14 protein-coding genes are annotated in these 13,728 nt (G+C 70.2%); 13 read left to right on the top strand and 1 reads right to left on the bottom strand.

What is annotated here, in order from left to right:
* Positions 1 to 116 precede the first annotated feature (116 nt).
* The 5 genes from ACVBD7_RS17950 to ACVBD7_RS17930 all read left to right on the top strand — a co-directional run bounded on the left by ACVBD7_RS17950 (position 117) and on the right by ACVBD7_RS17930 (position 5,947).
* A complete protein-coding gene (locus tag ACVBD7_RS17950) occupies positions 117 to 1,106 on the top strand; it encodes a Bug family tripartite tricarboxylate transporter substrate binding protein (RefSeq protein ID WP_458094605.1) in 990 nt (329 codons plus the stop codon).
* 95 nt (positions 1,107 to 1,201) lie between these two features.
* On the top strand, positions 1,202 to 2,179 hold the full coding sequence (locus ACVBD7_RS17945; protein WP_458094604.1) for a D-2-hydroxyacid dehydrogenase family protein: 978 nt from the start codon (positions 1,202 to 1,204) through the stop codon (positions 2,177 to 2,179).
* A 179-nt stretch (positions 2,180 to 2,358) separates the two neighbouring features.
* A complete protein-coding gene (locus ACVBD7_RS17940; RefSeq protein ID WP_458094603.1) occupies positions 2,359 to 4,074 on the top strand; it encodes a methyl-accepting chemotaxis protein in 1,716 nt (571 codons plus the stop codon).
* A gap of 96 nt (positions 4,075 to 4,170) precedes the next feature.
* Positions 4,171 to 5,472, top strand: a complete 1,302-nt coding sequence (locus ACVBD7_RS17935) for a hypothetical protein (protein WP_458094602.1) — start codon at positions 4,171 to 4,173, stop codon at positions 5,470 to 5,472.
* A gap of 4 nt (positions 5,473 to 5,476) precedes the next feature.
* Positions 5,477 to 5,947, top strand: a complete 471-nt coding sequence (locus tag ACVBD7_RS17930; protein WP_458094601.1) for a TadE/TadG family type IV pilus assembly protein — start codon at positions 5,477 to 5,479, stop codon at positions 5,945 to 5,947.
* Between the two features lie 12 nt (positions 5,948 to 5,959).
* On the opposite strand, the gene ACVBD7_RS17925 is transcribed toward ACVBD7_RS17930, so the two are convergent.
* A complete protein-coding gene (locus ACVBD7_RS17925) occupies positions 5,960 to 6,403 on the bottom strand; it encodes a TadE/TadG family type IV pilus assembly protein (protein WP_458094600.1) in 444 nt (147 codons plus the stop codon).
* Between the two features lie 286 nt (positions 6,404 to 6,689).
* Here ACVBD7_RS17925 and ACVBD7_RS17920 point away from each other — a divergent pair, with 286 nt between their 5' ends.
* The 8 genes from ACVBD7_RS17920 to ACVBD7_RS17885 all read left to right on the top strand — a co-directional run bounded on the left by ACVBD7_RS17920 (position 6,690) and on the right by ACVBD7_RS17885 (position 13,723).
* Complete coding sequence (locus ACVBD7_RS17920; protein WP_458094599.1) at positions 6,690 to 6,860, top strand: Flp family type IVb pilin; 171 nt, start codon at positions 6,690 to 6,692, stop codon at positions 6,858 to 6,860.
* An 83-nt stretch (positions 6,861 to 6,943) separates the two neighbouring features.
* A complete protein-coding gene (locus ACVBD7_RS17915; protein ID WP_458094598.1) occupies positions 6,944 to 7,441 on the top strand; it encodes a prepilin peptidase in 498 nt (165 codons plus the stop codon).
* 6 nt (positions 7,442 to 7,447) lie between these two features.
* Positions 7,448 to 8,287, top strand: a complete 840-nt coding sequence (cpaB, locus tag ACVBD7_RS17910) for a Flp pilus assembly protein CpaB (protein ID WP_458094597.1) — start codon at positions 7,448 to 7,450, stop codon at positions 8,285 to 8,287.
* Complete coding sequence (locus ACVBD7_RS17905) at positions 8,284 to 9,843, top strand: type II and III secretion system protein family protein (RefSeq protein WP_458094596.1); 1,560 nt, start codon at positions 8,284 to 8,286, stop codon at positions 9,841 to 9,843. Before cpaB ends, ACVBD7_RS17905 begins: the two co-directional genes overlap by 4 nt.
* Positions 9,843 to 10,118 carry a hypothetical protein gene (locus ACVBD7_RS17900; RefSeq protein WP_458094595.1) on the top strand — a complete coding sequence of 92 codons (276 nt, stop codon included), beginning with the start codon at positions 9,843 to 9,845 and terminating at the stop codon, positions 10,116 to 10,118. The genes ACVBD7_RS17905 and ACVBD7_RS17900 overlap by 1 nt, the downstream gene beginning before the upstream one ends.
* Positions 10,108 to 11,340, top strand: coding sequence for an AAA family ATPase (locus tag ACVBD7_RS17895; RefSeq protein ID WP_458094594.1), 1,233 nt, complete (start codon positions 10,108 to 10,110; stop codon positions 11,338 to 11,340). Before ACVBD7_RS17900 ends, ACVBD7_RS17895 begins: the two co-directional genes overlap by 11 nt.
* Positions 11,341 to 11,350: 10 nt before the next feature.
* A complete protein-coding gene (locus tag ACVBD7_RS17890) occupies positions 11,351 to 12,766 on the top strand; it encodes a CpaF family protein (RefSeq protein WP_458094593.1) in 1,416 nt (471 codons plus the stop codon).
* Between the two features lie 3 nt (positions 12,767 to 12,769).
* Positions 12,770 to 13,723 carry a type II secretion system F family protein gene (locus tag ACVBD7_RS17885; RefSeq protein ID WP_458094592.1) on the top strand — a complete coding sequence of 318 codons (954 nt, stop codon included), beginning with the start codon at positions 12,770 to 12,772 and terminating at the stop codon, positions 13,721 to 13,723.
* The last annotated feature ends 5 nt before the right edge of the window (positions 13,724 to 13,728 follow it).

The following is a 13,728-nucleotide window of genomic DNA, read 5'->3' as shown; positions in this document are numbered from 1 at the left end:
CCCTGGGACCCCGAGCGCACCAGATTCCACTACCTCTGCCACCGACCTGCTCGCCTTGCCACGTCTCCGGAGCTGCGATCTACTTCGCGCAAAGAAGCCCCGGGGAAACGCATCCGATGAAGCCTTGGACCCGGCGCCCGCTGCTGGCCGCGCTGACCGGCGCGCTCCCCCTTCCGGCCCTGGCGCAGACCGCAGCGCCGGAGGCCGCCTGGCCCGCCAGCCCCATCCGCATCGTGGTTCCCTTCGCGCCCGGCGGCTCGACCGACGTCGTGGCGCGCCTTGCCGCGCCCGGGCTGCAGCGCGCGCTGGGCGTGAACGTGGTGGTGGAGAATCGCGGCGGTGCGGCGGGCACGCTGGGCACGGATGTGGTGGCCAAGGCGCGGCCGGACGGGCAGACCTGGCTGCTGACCTTCGACAGCCATGCGGTCATGCCGGCGCTGGTGCCGCGCCTGCCCTTCGATCTCAAGGGCGACCTCGATCCGGTGACGCTGATCGGCGGCGCGCCCTATGTCGCGGCCTGCCGGCCCGACAAGCCCTTCCAGGATCTGGCCGGCGTCGTCGCGGCGGCGAAGGCGCGGCCCGGTGGCGTCACCTTCGCGACGCCTGGCAACGGCACGCTCGGTCATTTGGTGATGACGCAGCTGGGCGGCCGCGCCGGCGTGCAGTTCCAGCACCTGCCCTATCGCGGCGGCGGGCCGGCGGTGAACGACGCGGTGGCGGGCCATGCGGACATGGTGGTGGGCAGCGCGGCGCTCGTCGCGCCGCAGATCGCGGCGGGCACGTTGCGCCCGATCGTGCAGTTCGGCCCGCAGCGGCTGCCCGGCCTGGCCCAGGTGCCGACGGCGGAGGAGTCCGGGTATCCCGGCCTGCTGGCGGAGGCCTGGTGGGGCGTTTTCGCACCGGCGCGCACCCCCGCGCCGGTCGTCGCCCGCTTCCACGAGGCCCTGGTGGCAGCCTTCCGCGAGGAACGTGTGACGCAGCAGATTACCGAGGGCCAGCAGGCCCGGCTGGTGCTGGCCGGCCCGGCGGAGCTGGGCCGCTTCCTTGACGGGCAAATCGAGACCTGGAGCCGGGTGGTGCGCGAGAACGAGATCAAGGCAGACTGAGTCCATCCCGCCGGGCGCGGAGCCTCCGCCCCGGCCCGCATCGTGGAACCCGTCCGCGCTGCCATTCCTCTCCACGCGCTCAAGGAGCGAACCCAATGCGGATCGCAGTGCTCGACGACTATGCGGATGCCTTCCGCGCCGCCCCCGCCTCCGCGCGGCTGGCCGGGCATGAGGTGACGGTGTTCCGCGAGACGATGAAGGACCCGGAGGAGCTGGCCGCGCGGCTGCAGGATATGGATGCGGTGGTGCTGACCCAGCAGCGCAGCACCTTCCCGGCCGCGGTCGTGGAGCGGTTGCCGCGGCTGCGGCTGATCAGCCAGACCGGGCGCAACTTCAGCCATCTCGCGGTTGATGCCTGCACGCGGCAGGGGGTGGTGGTCTCGGCGGGCGGCGCCGGTGGGCCGGATTCCACGGCGGAGCTGGCCTGGGCGCTGATCCTGGCCGCGCTGCGCCACATCCCCGAGGAGGCGCAGCGGCTGAAGGACGGGCTGTGGCAGGGCTCGGTCGGCACGCGGCTGAAGGGGCGCGTGCTCGGGGTGTATGCCTATGGGCGGATCGGATCGACCGTGGCCCGGGTCGGGCGGGCTTTCAACATGCGGGTCGTCTGCTGGGGGCGCGAGGGCAGCACCGAGCGGGCGCGGGCGGATGGCTACGAGGTGGCGACGAGCCGCGAGGCCTTTTTCGCCGAGGCGGACGTGCTGAGCCTGCACATCCTGATGAACGAGGCCACGCGCGGTATCGTCACCGCGGCCGATCTCGCGCTGATGAAGCCGACGGCGCTGCTGGTGAACACCTCGCGCGCGCAGATCGTCGAGGCGGGCGCACTCGTCGCGGCGCTGAAGGCCGGGCGGCCCGGATTCGGGGCGGTCGATGTGTACGAGGAAGAGCCGGTGCTGGGTGCGGCGCATCCGCTGATCGGCATGCCCAACGTGCTCTGCACGCCGCATCTCGGCTATGCCGAGCGGAGCGTGTTCGACGCGATCTACGAGGTGGCGGTGGACCAAATCCTCGCCTTCGCCGCCGGGGCGCCGATCAATCTTGTGAACCCCGAGGCGGTGCGCGCGGGGGGCTGATCCCGAAAGGGATGGCCGGCGCGAGCGGCCCCGGCCGCTCGCGCTGACGGGACCGCAGGATGGGAAGATGCGGCCGGCAAGGCCGCATGGAGTTCCGTCCGGGCAAACTGTCTTCAGGGTTTGTTTGCGTTGTGCCACGACAATGAGCGCCCAACATCCGATCAGGGGCGCAGACGCCGATGTTCACCCGTGGCCTCTTCCGCGACCGCAACCGCGCCCTTGTTGACGCGGCGAGCCGGTCGCAGGCCATCATCGAATTCGCGCTCGACGGCACGATCGTCGATGCGAACGAGAACTTCCTCGGCGCCATGGGCTACACGCTCGACGAGATCCGCGGGCGCAATCACAGCCTGTTCGTGGACCCGAAGGACGCGGCCAGCCCCGAATACCGGGCCCTCTGGGACGAGCTACGGCGCGGCGAGTACCGCTCCGCCGAGTTCCGTCGCCTGGGCAAAGGCGGGCGGGAGGTGTGGATCCAGGCCTCCTACAACCCCGTGTTCGGGCGGGGCGGCAAGCCGGTGGGCGTGGTCAAGTTCGCGACGGACGTGACCGCGGCCAAGCGGCGCGCGAGCTCGGACGGTGCGCAGATCGCCTCCATCCGGCGGTCCCAGGCGGTGATCCACTTCCTGCTCGACGGCACCATCACCGACGCCAACGATATCTTCCTGAACATGATGGGCTATGAACGGGGCGAGATCGTCGGCAAGAACCACCGTCTCTGCGTCACGCCGGAATATGCGGAGAGCGCCGAGTACCGCACCTTCTGGGAGAGGTTGCGGCGCGGCGAATACCAGGCAGCCGAATATAAGCGTCAGGGCAAGAGCGGCCGCGAAGTCTGGATCCTGGCGACCTACACCCCGGTCCTCGGCCTCGACGGCCGGCCGGTCGAGGTCGTGAAGTTTGCCACCGACATCACCGCGACGAAGGTTCGCAATGCGGATTTTGAGGGGCAGATCGAGGCCATCAACAAATCCCAGGCCGTTATCCACTTCACCATGGATGGCACGATCCTCAACGCCAACCAGAACTTCCTCAAGGCGCTCGGCTACAGCGCGGAGGAGGTACGCGGGCAGCATCACAGCCTGTTCCTGGAGCCGGGATATTCCAGCTCACCGGAATACGGGGATTTCTGGGCCAAGTTACGCCGCGGCGAGTTCCATTCGGCCGTCTACAAGCGTATCGGCAAGGGCGGCCGGGAGGTCTGGATCACTGCCACCTACAACCCGATCCTCGACCTGAACGGCAAGCCCTGGAAGGTGGTGAAATACGCGAGCGACATTACCGCCCGCATGGAGGCTCGCGCCAAAGCCATCGGCTTCGCTGGCCAGACGCTGAGCAACGTGCAGTCCGTCGCCGCCGCCGTCGAGGAGATGAGCGCCTCCGCCGCGCAGATTTCCGAGACGATGCGGCGGTCGCATGCCGTAGTTCAGGAGATCACGAAGCAGGCGGGCGATGCCAACACCGCCACCCAGCGCCTGCGCGAGGCGGCCGGGGCCATGGACCGCGTGGTGCAGCTGATCCGCACCATTGCCTCCCAGATCAGCCTGCTCTCGCTGAATGCCACCATCGAATCGGCACGGGCCGGCGAGGCGGGCAAGGGCTTCGCGGTGGTGGCGCATGAGGTGAAGCAGCTGGCCAACCAGACCACGGCCGCCACGCAGCAGGTTGCACAGGAAATCGAGTCGATGCAGCTCGTCTCCTCTGAGGTGGCGAATTCCCTGAGCGAGATCGGCAACTCGGTGGAGACGCTGATCCAGTTCGTCAGTGCTGCGGCCGGCTCGGTGGAGGAGCAGAGCGCCGCCACGCTCGAGATCTCGTCGAACATGCAGGCGGCCTCGATCGATGTGGCCGGGATCAGCCGCAGCCTGCACGAGGACACGGAGCTGGTGGCGTGAGGCAGTTCGGGCCTCGGGTGAGCGTTAACGAAGGGTTCATCGCCCCTGCTTAGGCCATGTCCTCTCGGCGCAGAGGCGGGAGGCGAGGCCAGCACCGTGAACCCGCTCCACATCATGCCGGCGCGCCACTGGCGGGGCCGCGCGCGCGCCGCGCTCCGCAGCCGTTCGGGCGCGACCGCGGCCGCGATTGCCGTCAGCGGCAGCGTCCTTCTCGGCATGGCCGGCTTGGCTGCCGAGGGAACGCTGCTGTACCTCACGCGGCGGGATGCACAGAACGGCGCCGATCTCGCGGCCATGGCGGCGGCCTCCGCCTATCAGTTCCGCGGACGCGGCGCGGCCCTGGCAGCCGCGACTGAGATTGGGATCCGAAACGGGTTCACCTCGCCGGCCATCACTGTCCGCAATCCCCCCGAGACGGGCGCAATGGCGGGGAACAGCAATGCCTTCGAGGTACGAATCACCGGCCAAGTGCCGATCACCCTGGGCCGCGCCTTCACCGATCGCGACCACGGGACTGTTGCTGCGCGGGCGGTGGCCTTGCTGCATGGCACGACGCCGGCCTGCCTGCTGGCGCTGACCGGCGGCGTGACGATTCAGAACTCAAGCTCCTTCGAGGCGGTGGGCTGCGCCGTGGGGTCGAACACCCCGGGCGTTTCGGTCACCATTCCGCAATCGAATTCCTCGGTTCGGGCCCGCGCAGTGGTGGCATTCGGGACCTGTAGCGGCTGCAACAACACGCGCTGGACCCTCGCCGAAGGCTTTCAGGAACACGCGGCCCCGCTCAGCAACCCGTATGAGCAGCTGGACCGCAAGCCCGTGCCGCCCGGCTGCATGCCGCCCCCGACCATGGATGCCGCGGGTGCTATTCCGGTGACCGGCGTGACACGGGCCTATTGCGCGGATGTCGAGGTGGGCAACCGATCGTCGATCACCTTCCGGCCAGGCACCTATGTGTTCAAAGACGCAGCTCTGCGGGTGGGCAGCACCGCATCCTTCGCCTGCAACGGATGCACCTTCATCTTCACGGGTACCAGTCCGCGCAACTTCAATCTTTCCAACATGGCCAGCATTACCATCTCGGCGCCTTCCATGAATGCCGACGACTCGGATTACGACGGCATCGTGATCCACCGCGGCAGGGGTGCTGTCGGGAATGCCGGAAACCCGAACCTGATCATGCAGAGCTCGGCCAGCTTCAATATCAAGGGCGGGATCTATGCGCCGGACAGCTACGTTCGGGTTGGTAGTATTTCTTCGAACACAACGACGAGCTGCCTCGCTCTCGTTGGTGGCACACTTGAGATTGGCAGCCTCAGCAGCTTCCGGTTCAATACCTCGGGCTGCGCGGACCTGCGCACGCCAGTCCCGATGGCGCGCGTTGCGCGTCTGGTGGAGTAAGTCGGTGGAAGTACGCCCCGGTACCCTGCGCCGCGCGCTGCGCGACCGGTCGGGGATCGCAGCCAGCGAGTTCGCGCTCGCACTGCCCGTCCTTACCCTCATGCTCTTCAGCCTCTACGATGTCTCCAACGCCCTGTGGCGCCGGACACGGCTGGAAATGGCGGCGCGGGCCGGGGCGCAGTATGCTTTCTCTCGCCCTCAGGACAGCGCAGGGATCGCCAGTGTGGTGCGCGGCCAGCTGGCGGGTTGGACCGACATTACGGTCGCCCCGGCCACCATGAGTTGCAAATGCGACAACGGCACCGCCGCGGACTGCACGACGGGCCTGTGCCAATCGGGCGCCGTGGTCAATGCGCCGATCGGCTATGTCTCGATCACGGTGACACAGCCCTATCGCTATGCCTCGCCCATCACCGCGGCGCTCTTCCCCTCGCTGGCGACACTTCGCGGCAATGCCGAGTTGCGCGTGCACTGAACGTCCGGGCGGTCAGAAGATCGTAGCCATTGCCTGTTCTCGCAGCAGCATCCTACCCGCTGTGATCCGCGGGACCAGATGGTTGAACGGGTAGGTAACCGTCACTGTCACGGAGGTCATGCCGCCGGCTGTCGCGCAGTCGCTCAGGGTGACTGATAGGTCGGCAAGCCGCAGCATCGGGCCGCCGCGCACCGCGCTGCCCAGGCTTCCGGAAAGGTTCTGGCACGGGGCTGCACCGCTGTTCATGTTGGCGGAGCCGCGCAGGGTGGCCAGTCGCACGGCATCCGCTGTCACGCTCCGTACGGCCTCCCGCGTGATCATGTATCGCCCGACCTCGATGATACCGATCATGAAGACCATGAGCAGGCCGCCCACCAGGGCGAACTCCACGGCTGTCGCGCCGCGGCGAGTCCGCAGAATGCGACCTGCGCGGATGATCAGCCCGTCGTCAATCAAGGGAAGGTGATGGAGGGGTGTCGCAGCCGCAGGTTCTGGAAGCGACCGCCTTGAGGGCTGCACGAAAGCTTTGATCCCAACAGGATCTGACAGTTGGGGCGAGCGCTGAACAGGGCGCATGGGACAGGTCCTTGGAACCGTCCGGGAAATTAGGCCCGTGCCATGAAGGCAGCATTAACCATTCGGGCGCTTCGATACCTGCGACCCGCGGCGCCGATCCCCGGCCGCCGATGGTCCGGTTGCCCGACCCGACCCGGGCATCCGAGTCCCGCCGCACGGAGGTTCCATGTTCGACCACATCATCCCGCTCGCCGTCGCCACCTTCCGCAACCGCAAGGGCGTCACCGCGGCCGAGTACGCCATCCTTGCTGTCGCCATCGTCGGTGCCGTGGGCGCCGCGGTAACTGCTTTCAAGCCGCTGCTGGTAGCCAAGTTCTCCGAGCTGCTCGGCTCGTGACGTGGCGAGGCTGTCCGCGCTTTGCCAAGGAGCGTGGATGGCCCCGTCGTCCCCGCACAGACCATGCTCTGGATGCTGATCCCATGCAGAACGTGCTGCTCGTCCTCGTCCTCGCCCTCCTCGCCCATGCGGCGTGGCGCGACATCTCCACGCGCCTGATCCCCGACCAGAGCTCGTTGGCGCTCCTCGCCTGCGGTCTGGCCCTGCGCGCGCCGTATGGACCGACCGCGCTCGCCGCCTCCTTCGCCGTGGCCGCGCTGCTCTTCATCCTCCTCTTCATTCTCGCCATGGGCGGCCTGCTCGGGGGCGGAGATGTGAAGCTTGCCGGCGCCATCGCCACGACCCTGCCGGCGGCCACCATCCCTGATTTCGTCATCGCGACCGCTATCGCGGGCGGCCTGCTCGGTGGGGGCTATATCCTCGCCGCTCGTGTCGTGCCCCCCATGGCCGCGGGGCCGCGCCTTGTCACCCGCGTGATGGCAGTCGAAGCCTGGCGGATCCGCCGCCGTGGGCCGCTTCCCTATGCCGTCGCCCTGGCGGCCGGCGGTACCTTCGCCCTTATGTCCGGTTCGGGTGTCTGAATCGGGATGCTGCGCGCCCTCGTCATCTTCTCCCTCATGCTCAGCGCCTTCGGGCTGGGCACGCTCGGCCTTTACGCCCTGGGTGGCGAGACGCCCGCCCCGGTTGCCGCGACTGCGCCTGCCCCGGCGGAGCCTTCCCGCGCCCGAGTGCTGGCGGCGGCGCGCGCCCTGCCGCCCGGCACGCTGCTGAAGGACGAGGACTTGACCGTGCGCGAGATGGCGCCCGATGCCGTCCCGCCCGGCGCCGCGCCCGAGACGATGCGTGGAGAGCTCCGCGGTGGCCTGCTGCGCCGCTATGTCGAGGCTGGTGAGGCGATGCCAGCCGCCGAGGTTCTGCGGACGCGGGACCGGGGCTTCCTGGCCGCCGTGCTGCGCAGCGGCCATCGCGCCATCTCGGTCGGGGTGGATGTCGTCACCGGCACCGCGGGGCTGATCTGGCCCGGCGACCAGGTGGATGTGATCCTGACCCAGGAGTTGACCGCGGGCGAGGCGCCGCTCGGCCGCCGCGTGATCGGCGAGACGGTGCTGTCCGATCTGCGCGTCATCGCCGTGGACCAACAACTCACCCAGGGCACCGCGGGCGCCGAGACCGCCCAGGGCCGCGTCGCCCGCACTGTCACGCTCGAGGTGACGTCGGAGCAGGCGGAGCGCGTGGCTGTTGCATCTCGCCTTGGTCGCATCGCCCTGACCGTGCGCGCCATCGAGCCCCCGAGCGACGCCTGGCCTGTCGGCGCCCCGGTCTTCGGCGGTGATGTCTCGCCGGCTCTGGCCGGATCGACCGTTTCCCAGGGTACGCGGATGCGCGTGATCCAGGGCGAGCAACAACAAGAGGTTGTTTTTCGATGATCCGTGCAGCCCGCCTCGCGGCCATGGCCCTGCTTCTCCTGCCGGGGGCGGCTGTAGCGCAGTCCACACTCCCACGAGCGCCGGCCTCCGCGCGTCCGGCCTTTTCCGACCTGCAGACGCCCGCCCCGGCCGCGGTGGTGCCGCCGGTTGCCCCGGCCATGGTGGTGACGATGGAGGCAGGGACCGGGCGGCTGCTGAACCTGCCCCGCCCGGCATTGACCGTGCTGGCGGCCGATCCGCGCGTCGCGCGCATCCAGCCCGCCTCGCCCACCAGCCTCTTCCTCATGGCTGTGGCGGCCGGGCGCACCACCATTGTCGCCACGGCCGAGGATGGCGCGCCCGTCGCGCAGTACGACGTCACGGTCTCGCCCAGTCAGGCGGCCGCTGCTGCCACAGCCGTCTCGATGCCCGCTTCCGGTCCCGCCCCCGGCACCACGGCACCGCAGCCGCCGCCCTCCGCCTCGTCGGTGGAGGGGATGATCCGCCGCATGGTCAAGGGTGGGGAGGGGGTGCGCGTCGCTGCCGCCGGGCGCAACGGCTACGTCATGTCGGGCGCGGTGCCGACGGCGGCGGACTCCCAGCGCGCCGAGGCCATCGCCCGCGCGGCGCTGGGCACCGGGCCGGAGCTGGTGAATTCGCTCTCCCTGCTCTCCTCGGTGCAGGTGAACCTGCGTGTCCGGGTCGCCGAGATTTCCCGTCAGGTCACGCGAGACCTCGGCTTCAACTGGCAGGCCCTGGCGAGCGACGGGACCAACTTCATGCTCGGCCTGCGCACCGGCGGCGCGGGGACGCTGCTGAACGCGATCACCGCGGGCAGCGCCTCCTTCACCGACAGCGGCGTGGGCCGCGTCGGCGGACGGTTCGTCTCCTCGCGCTTCGATATCAACGCGGTGGTGGACGCGCTGGCGACCGACCAGCTCATCACCATCCTCGCGGAGCCCAACCTCACCGCCCAGTCCGGCGAGGTGGCGAGTTTCCTTGCAGGTGGCGAGTTCCCGGTGCCCGTCGCCGCCAATAACAGCAGCAACTCGATCTCCATCGAGTTCAAGCAGTTCGGCGTCTCGCTCGCCTTCATCCCCACCGTGCTCGGGCCAGAGCGGCTGAACCTGCGCGTGCGGCCGGAGGTGAGCGAGCTGTCGGATAACGGCTCGATCTCCGTGCCGCTCTCCAGCGGGGTGGTGAAGATCCCGGCGCTCACGGTGCGCCGCGCCGAAACGAGCGTGGAGCTGGGCAGCGGGCAGAGCTTCGCCATCGCGGGGCTGCTGCAGCGCAACTCCAGCGTCGCGAACACCGGGGTGAACGGGCTCGGCGACGTGCCCGTGCTCGGCGCCCTGTTCCGCTCCGACCGCTTCCGACGCAACGAGACGGAGCTGGTCATCATCATCACGCCCTATCTCGTCCGGCCGGTCTCCGATCCGCACGCCCTCGCCGCGCCCACCGACAACATTCGCCCGGCCTCCGATCTCGACCGCGTGCTGCACCGGCGCCAGATCGCGCAGGGCCGACCCGTCGAGCCGCTGCGCGGTTCGGTCAATGCCGGGTTCCTGGTGGAGTGATGCGCCGCCTTTCTCTCATTGCACTGCTCCTACTTGCGGGCTGCCAGCCGGGCGGCGACTTCGCTCGCCCGGGAACCTGGCAGGCGACCGGCGTGAACGACCGCAATCTCCGGTCCATGCTGGCCGAGCCCGCCCATGCCACGCGCGGCGTCGCGGCGCAGGAGGAGCGCGGCTCAGCGGGGTCCATGCCGGTCGGCCGGCTGCTGCGGGACGAGCGGCGAGCGCTTCCGCCACCTGGCCGCGGATTCGGACCGGGAGGCGGCGATGGGCGCTGAGCGCGTCGCCCCACCGGCCGAGGAGGCGCGCCTCAGCCCGGCTTCGGCAAGGCAGCGCCCGCCCTTTCTCGCCTTCGTCACGGATGAGGAGAGCGAGGCGGCGCTGCGCGGCGGGCTGCTTGATCTGGGCGATGCCCTGCAGCTTCGCCGCGGCAATGCCGACGCCGCTGCACGCGCCCTGGCCCAGGAGCCGACGCCGGCCGTGCTGCTGGTGGACGTCTCCGGCATGCCCGATCCGCTGGAGGCGCTGGACGCGCTGGCGCGGGTGTGCACCCCCGATGTCCGCGTGCTCGTGGTCGGGGAGGCGGCGGACCTCACCCTGTATCGTCGCATGACCCGGGACCTGGGCGTCGCAGACTACCTGGACAAGCCGCTGACGCGCGATGCCGTCGCGCGGCTCTTCGCGCCCCACATCGCCGGGCGGGACGGGGCCGCGGGCGGGGAGCGCGGCGGCCGCGTCATCACCGTGTTGGGCGCGCGCGGCGGCTGCGGCGCGACCACGGTGGCGACGAGCCTCGCCCTGCACCTCGCGGAGGTCAGCCACGGCCATGTCGCCCTGCTCGACCTGCATCTGCGCGGCGGCACGACGGGGCTGCAGCTCGGGGTACGTTCCGGCACGGGGCTACGCGTCGCGCTGGAGGAACCGGACCGGACGGACGCGCTGTTCCTGGACCGCTCCTCCGTTCCGGTCACTGAGCGCGTCCGCCTGATCGCGGCCGAGGAGGCGATGGACTCCAACCCGCAACCGACCGAGGTGGGGACGAAGCGGCTGCTGGAGCTGCTCGTCGCCCGGTTCAACTTCGTCGTGATTGACACGCCGGCGCCACCGGGCCTGGCGGAGCGCATCGCCATCTCCGCGGCCCGTCACCGCGTGCTCGTGCTCGGCCCTGACATCGCCGGCATCCGCGACACGCTGGCCCTCCGCAAGGCTCTTGCGGGCGCTGGTGCCGGGCAGGTCCTCACGGTGCTCAACCGGGCGGGGGCGCCGGGCGGGTTGAAGACGAAGCTCGTGGAGGAGGGGCTGGGCGGCGCGCCGGACGCGGTGATCCCGGACCTGCCGCGCCACGTTCCGCGCGCCGTCCATCTCGGCCGGCCCGCCCTGGGCGAGAGCGCTGCGCTGCGCCGCGCCCTGGCGCCGCTGACGCAGGAGGTCGCCGCGGTCCGCACCGCCGGCCCCGCGCGCTCACGCCTTGCGCGCCTGCTCGGCCGGGTGCCGGCCTGAGATGGAGGCGTTGACGCCCTTCGAGGGACGCGCGGCCAGGCCGTTCGGCCGGCGTTGGGACGACGTGGTTCCGCAGGTGGAGGAGGTGCCCCTGGCGCCGCCGCCCGCCGAGGCAACCGTCTCCAATCCACCGGCCGTTCTTGCCGCCCCCTCGAGCTCGGGCGCGGTGTCCGATGCTGCCATCCGCCGCCTGCGCGCCCAGGTGCTGGAGCGGGTGGATCCGCTGGTGGCCGGTGAGCTGACTGGTGCCGCCCTGCGCGCGCAGCTTCGCACCCTCGTGCACGATGTGGCCAACCGCGAGCGCGTCGAGATCTCCGGGCGCGACGAGGCCCGGATTGCCGAGGAGCTGGCCCACGACATGGTCGGCTACGGCCCGCTGGAGCCTTTGCTGCAGGATGACAGCATCAGCGACATCATGGTGAACGGCCCGGACCGCGTCTTCGTGGAGGTGCGCGGCCGCGTTCACCTGACCGATGTGCGCTTCCGCAGCGCGGCGCAGCTGAACGCCATCGCGCAGAAGATGGCCGCAACCGTCGGCCGCCGGGTGGACGAATCCAGCCCGCTGGTGGATTGCCGCCTGGCTGATGGCAGCCGCGTGAACGTGGTGTTCCCGCCGCTGGCCATCGACGGCGCCTGCATCTCGATCCGCAAGTTCGCCAAGCGCAAGGCGGGGTTGCAGGAGCTGGCGGCCGGCGGGTCGATGTCCACCCCGCTCGCGCGCGTGCTGGAGATTGCCGCGCGCTGCCGGCTGAACGTGGTGATCTCGGGCGGCACCGGCTCGGGCAAGACCACGATGCTGAACGCGATGAGCCAGATGATCGACCATGGCGAGCGCGTCGTCACCATCGAGGACGCGGCCGAGCTGCAGCTGCAGCAGCCCCACGTCGTCAGGCTGGAGACACGCCCGCCGAATCTGGAGGGCAAGGGCGAGATCAATCAGCGCGACCTGGTGAAGAATGCCCTTCGTATGCGCCCCGACCGCATCATCGTCGGCGAGGTGCGCGGGGCCGAGGCCTTCGACATGCTGCAGGCCATGAACACCGGCCATGACGGCTCCTATTGCACCGTCCATGCTAATACGACCCGCGACGCGCTCATCCGCATCGAGAACATGGTGCAGATGGGCCAGACCAGCCTGCCCAGCCGCGCGATCCGCACGCAGATTGCGAGCGCGGTGGACATCATCGTCCAGGTGCAGCGCATGCGTGACGGCGGCCGCCGCGTCTCCCAGGTCTCCGAGGTTTGCGGGCTGGAGGGGGAGGTGATCACGATGAACGAGGTCTTCACCTTCGAGTATCTCGGCGACACCTCCGAGGGCCGCATCACCGGCCGCTGGACCAGCCCCGCCGCCCGCCCCGGCTTCCTTGAGCGGTTGGACTATTTCGGCCTTGGCGAGGCCTGGATGCGCGCGGTGCGGGAGGCCTGAAGCGTGGGCAAGGCGCCGCTCCTGCTCCTGGCCGTGTCGCTCCTGGCAGGCCTGCTGGTGGGCGCGCTGGCGCTGGTGCAGCTGCGCCGCGCAAGGCAGCTACGGGAGCGGGTGCTCGGCCTGGGTGGGCCGGCGCTTCCCGTCGCCCTCGTCGCGCCGAGCATCCGTCTGGCGGAATCCCGGCACGGCGCCTTCCAGCTTCGCCTCCTGCGCCTTCTCCGCTTCGAGGCCGAGGTGCCGGAAGCGCGGATCATTCCCTGGCCGGTGGTGGCCGCCATCGGCACGGCGGTGGGACTGCTGAGCTTCTACCGCCTGTCCTCCATGCTCGGCACGCCGCTCGCCGTGCTGGGCGGAATGGCCGGTGCCGTCTTCGCGGCGCGCGGGGTCTTCTCCTGGCAGATGTCGCGCTACCGCGACGCCGTCTTTCAGCAGATCCCGGACGCGCTGGGCCTGATGGTGCGTGCAATCCGCGCCGGCCTGCCGCTCGCCGAGGCAATGCGCGGCATCGCGCGGGAGGGCGTCTCCCCCATCCGGGGGGAGTTCGCGCGCGTGGTGGGCGATGTCGCCATCGGCCGCCCGGTGGATGCGGCGCTGATGCGGCTGCACGACCGCACGGGGCTGACCGAGTTCTCCTTCCTCGCGGTCACGCTCGGCCTGCAGGCGCAGACCGGGGGCGCGCTGGCCGAGACGCTGGACAACCTGGCCGACATGGTCCGCAAGCGCGTGGCCATGGCCAAGCGGGCCAAGGCGCTGGCGGCCGAGGGGCGGATGCAGGCGGGGCTGCTCGTGGTGCTGCCCTTCATCGCGGCGGCAATGATGTCCTTCATCCAGCCCTTCTACCTGCGCACCTTCACGGGCACCGCCACGGGCCAGCGCCTCGCCCTGACCGGCTTCGGACTGATGGCACTGGGGATGCTGACCATCCGCCGGATGATCCGCGCGGCCGGGCGGGACTGATGGGG

This window comes from Roseomonas sp. WA12 (assembly GCF_054165765.1).
Note: the sequence above shows the minus strand (reverse complement) of the source record. Positions and strands in the feature narration are given on the sequence as shown.

What these genes read in the sequence shown, in the direction of transcription:
- ACVBD7_RS17950 (WP_458094605.1), top strand. Translation starts at nt 117, where the DNA reads ATGAAGCCTTGGACCCGGCGCCCGCTGCTGGCCGCGCTGACCGGCGCG.
- ACVBD7_RS17945 (WP_458094604.1), top strand. Translation starts at nt 1,202, where the DNA reads ATGCGGATCGCAGTGCTCGACGACTATGCGGATGCCTTCCGCGCCGCC.
- ACVBD7_RS17940 (WP_458094603.1), top strand. Translation starts at nt 2,359, where the DNA reads ATGTTCACCCGTGGCCTCTTCCGCGACCGCAACCGCGCCCTTGTTGAC.
- ACVBD7_RS17920 (WP_458094599.1), top strand. Translation starts at nt 6,690, where the DNA reads ATGTTCGACCACATCATCCCGCTCGCCGTCGCCACCTTCCGCAACCGC.
- ACVBD7_RS17915 (WP_458094598.1), top strand. Translation starts at nt 6,944, where the DNA reads ATGCAGAACGTGCTGCTCGTCCTCGTCCTCGCCCTCCTCGCCCATGCG.
- cpaB (WP_458094597.1), top strand. Translation starts at nt 7,448, where the DNA reads ATGCTGCGCGCCCTCGTCATCTTCTCCCTCATGCTCAGCGCCTTCGGG.
- ACVBD7_RS17905 (WP_458094596.1), top strand. Translation starts at nt 8,284, where the DNA reads ATGATCCGTGCAGCCCGCCTCGCGGCCATGGCCCTGCTTCTCCTGCCG.
- ACVBD7_RS17900 (WP_458094595.1), top strand. Translation starts at nt 9,843, where the DNA reads ATGCGCCGCCTTTCTCTCATTGCACTGCTCCTACTTGCGGGCTGCCAG.
- ACVBD7_RS17895 (WP_458094594.1), top strand. Translation starts at nt 10,108, where the DNA reads ATGGGCGCTGAGCGCGTCGCCCCACCGGCCGAGGAGGCGCGCCTCAGC.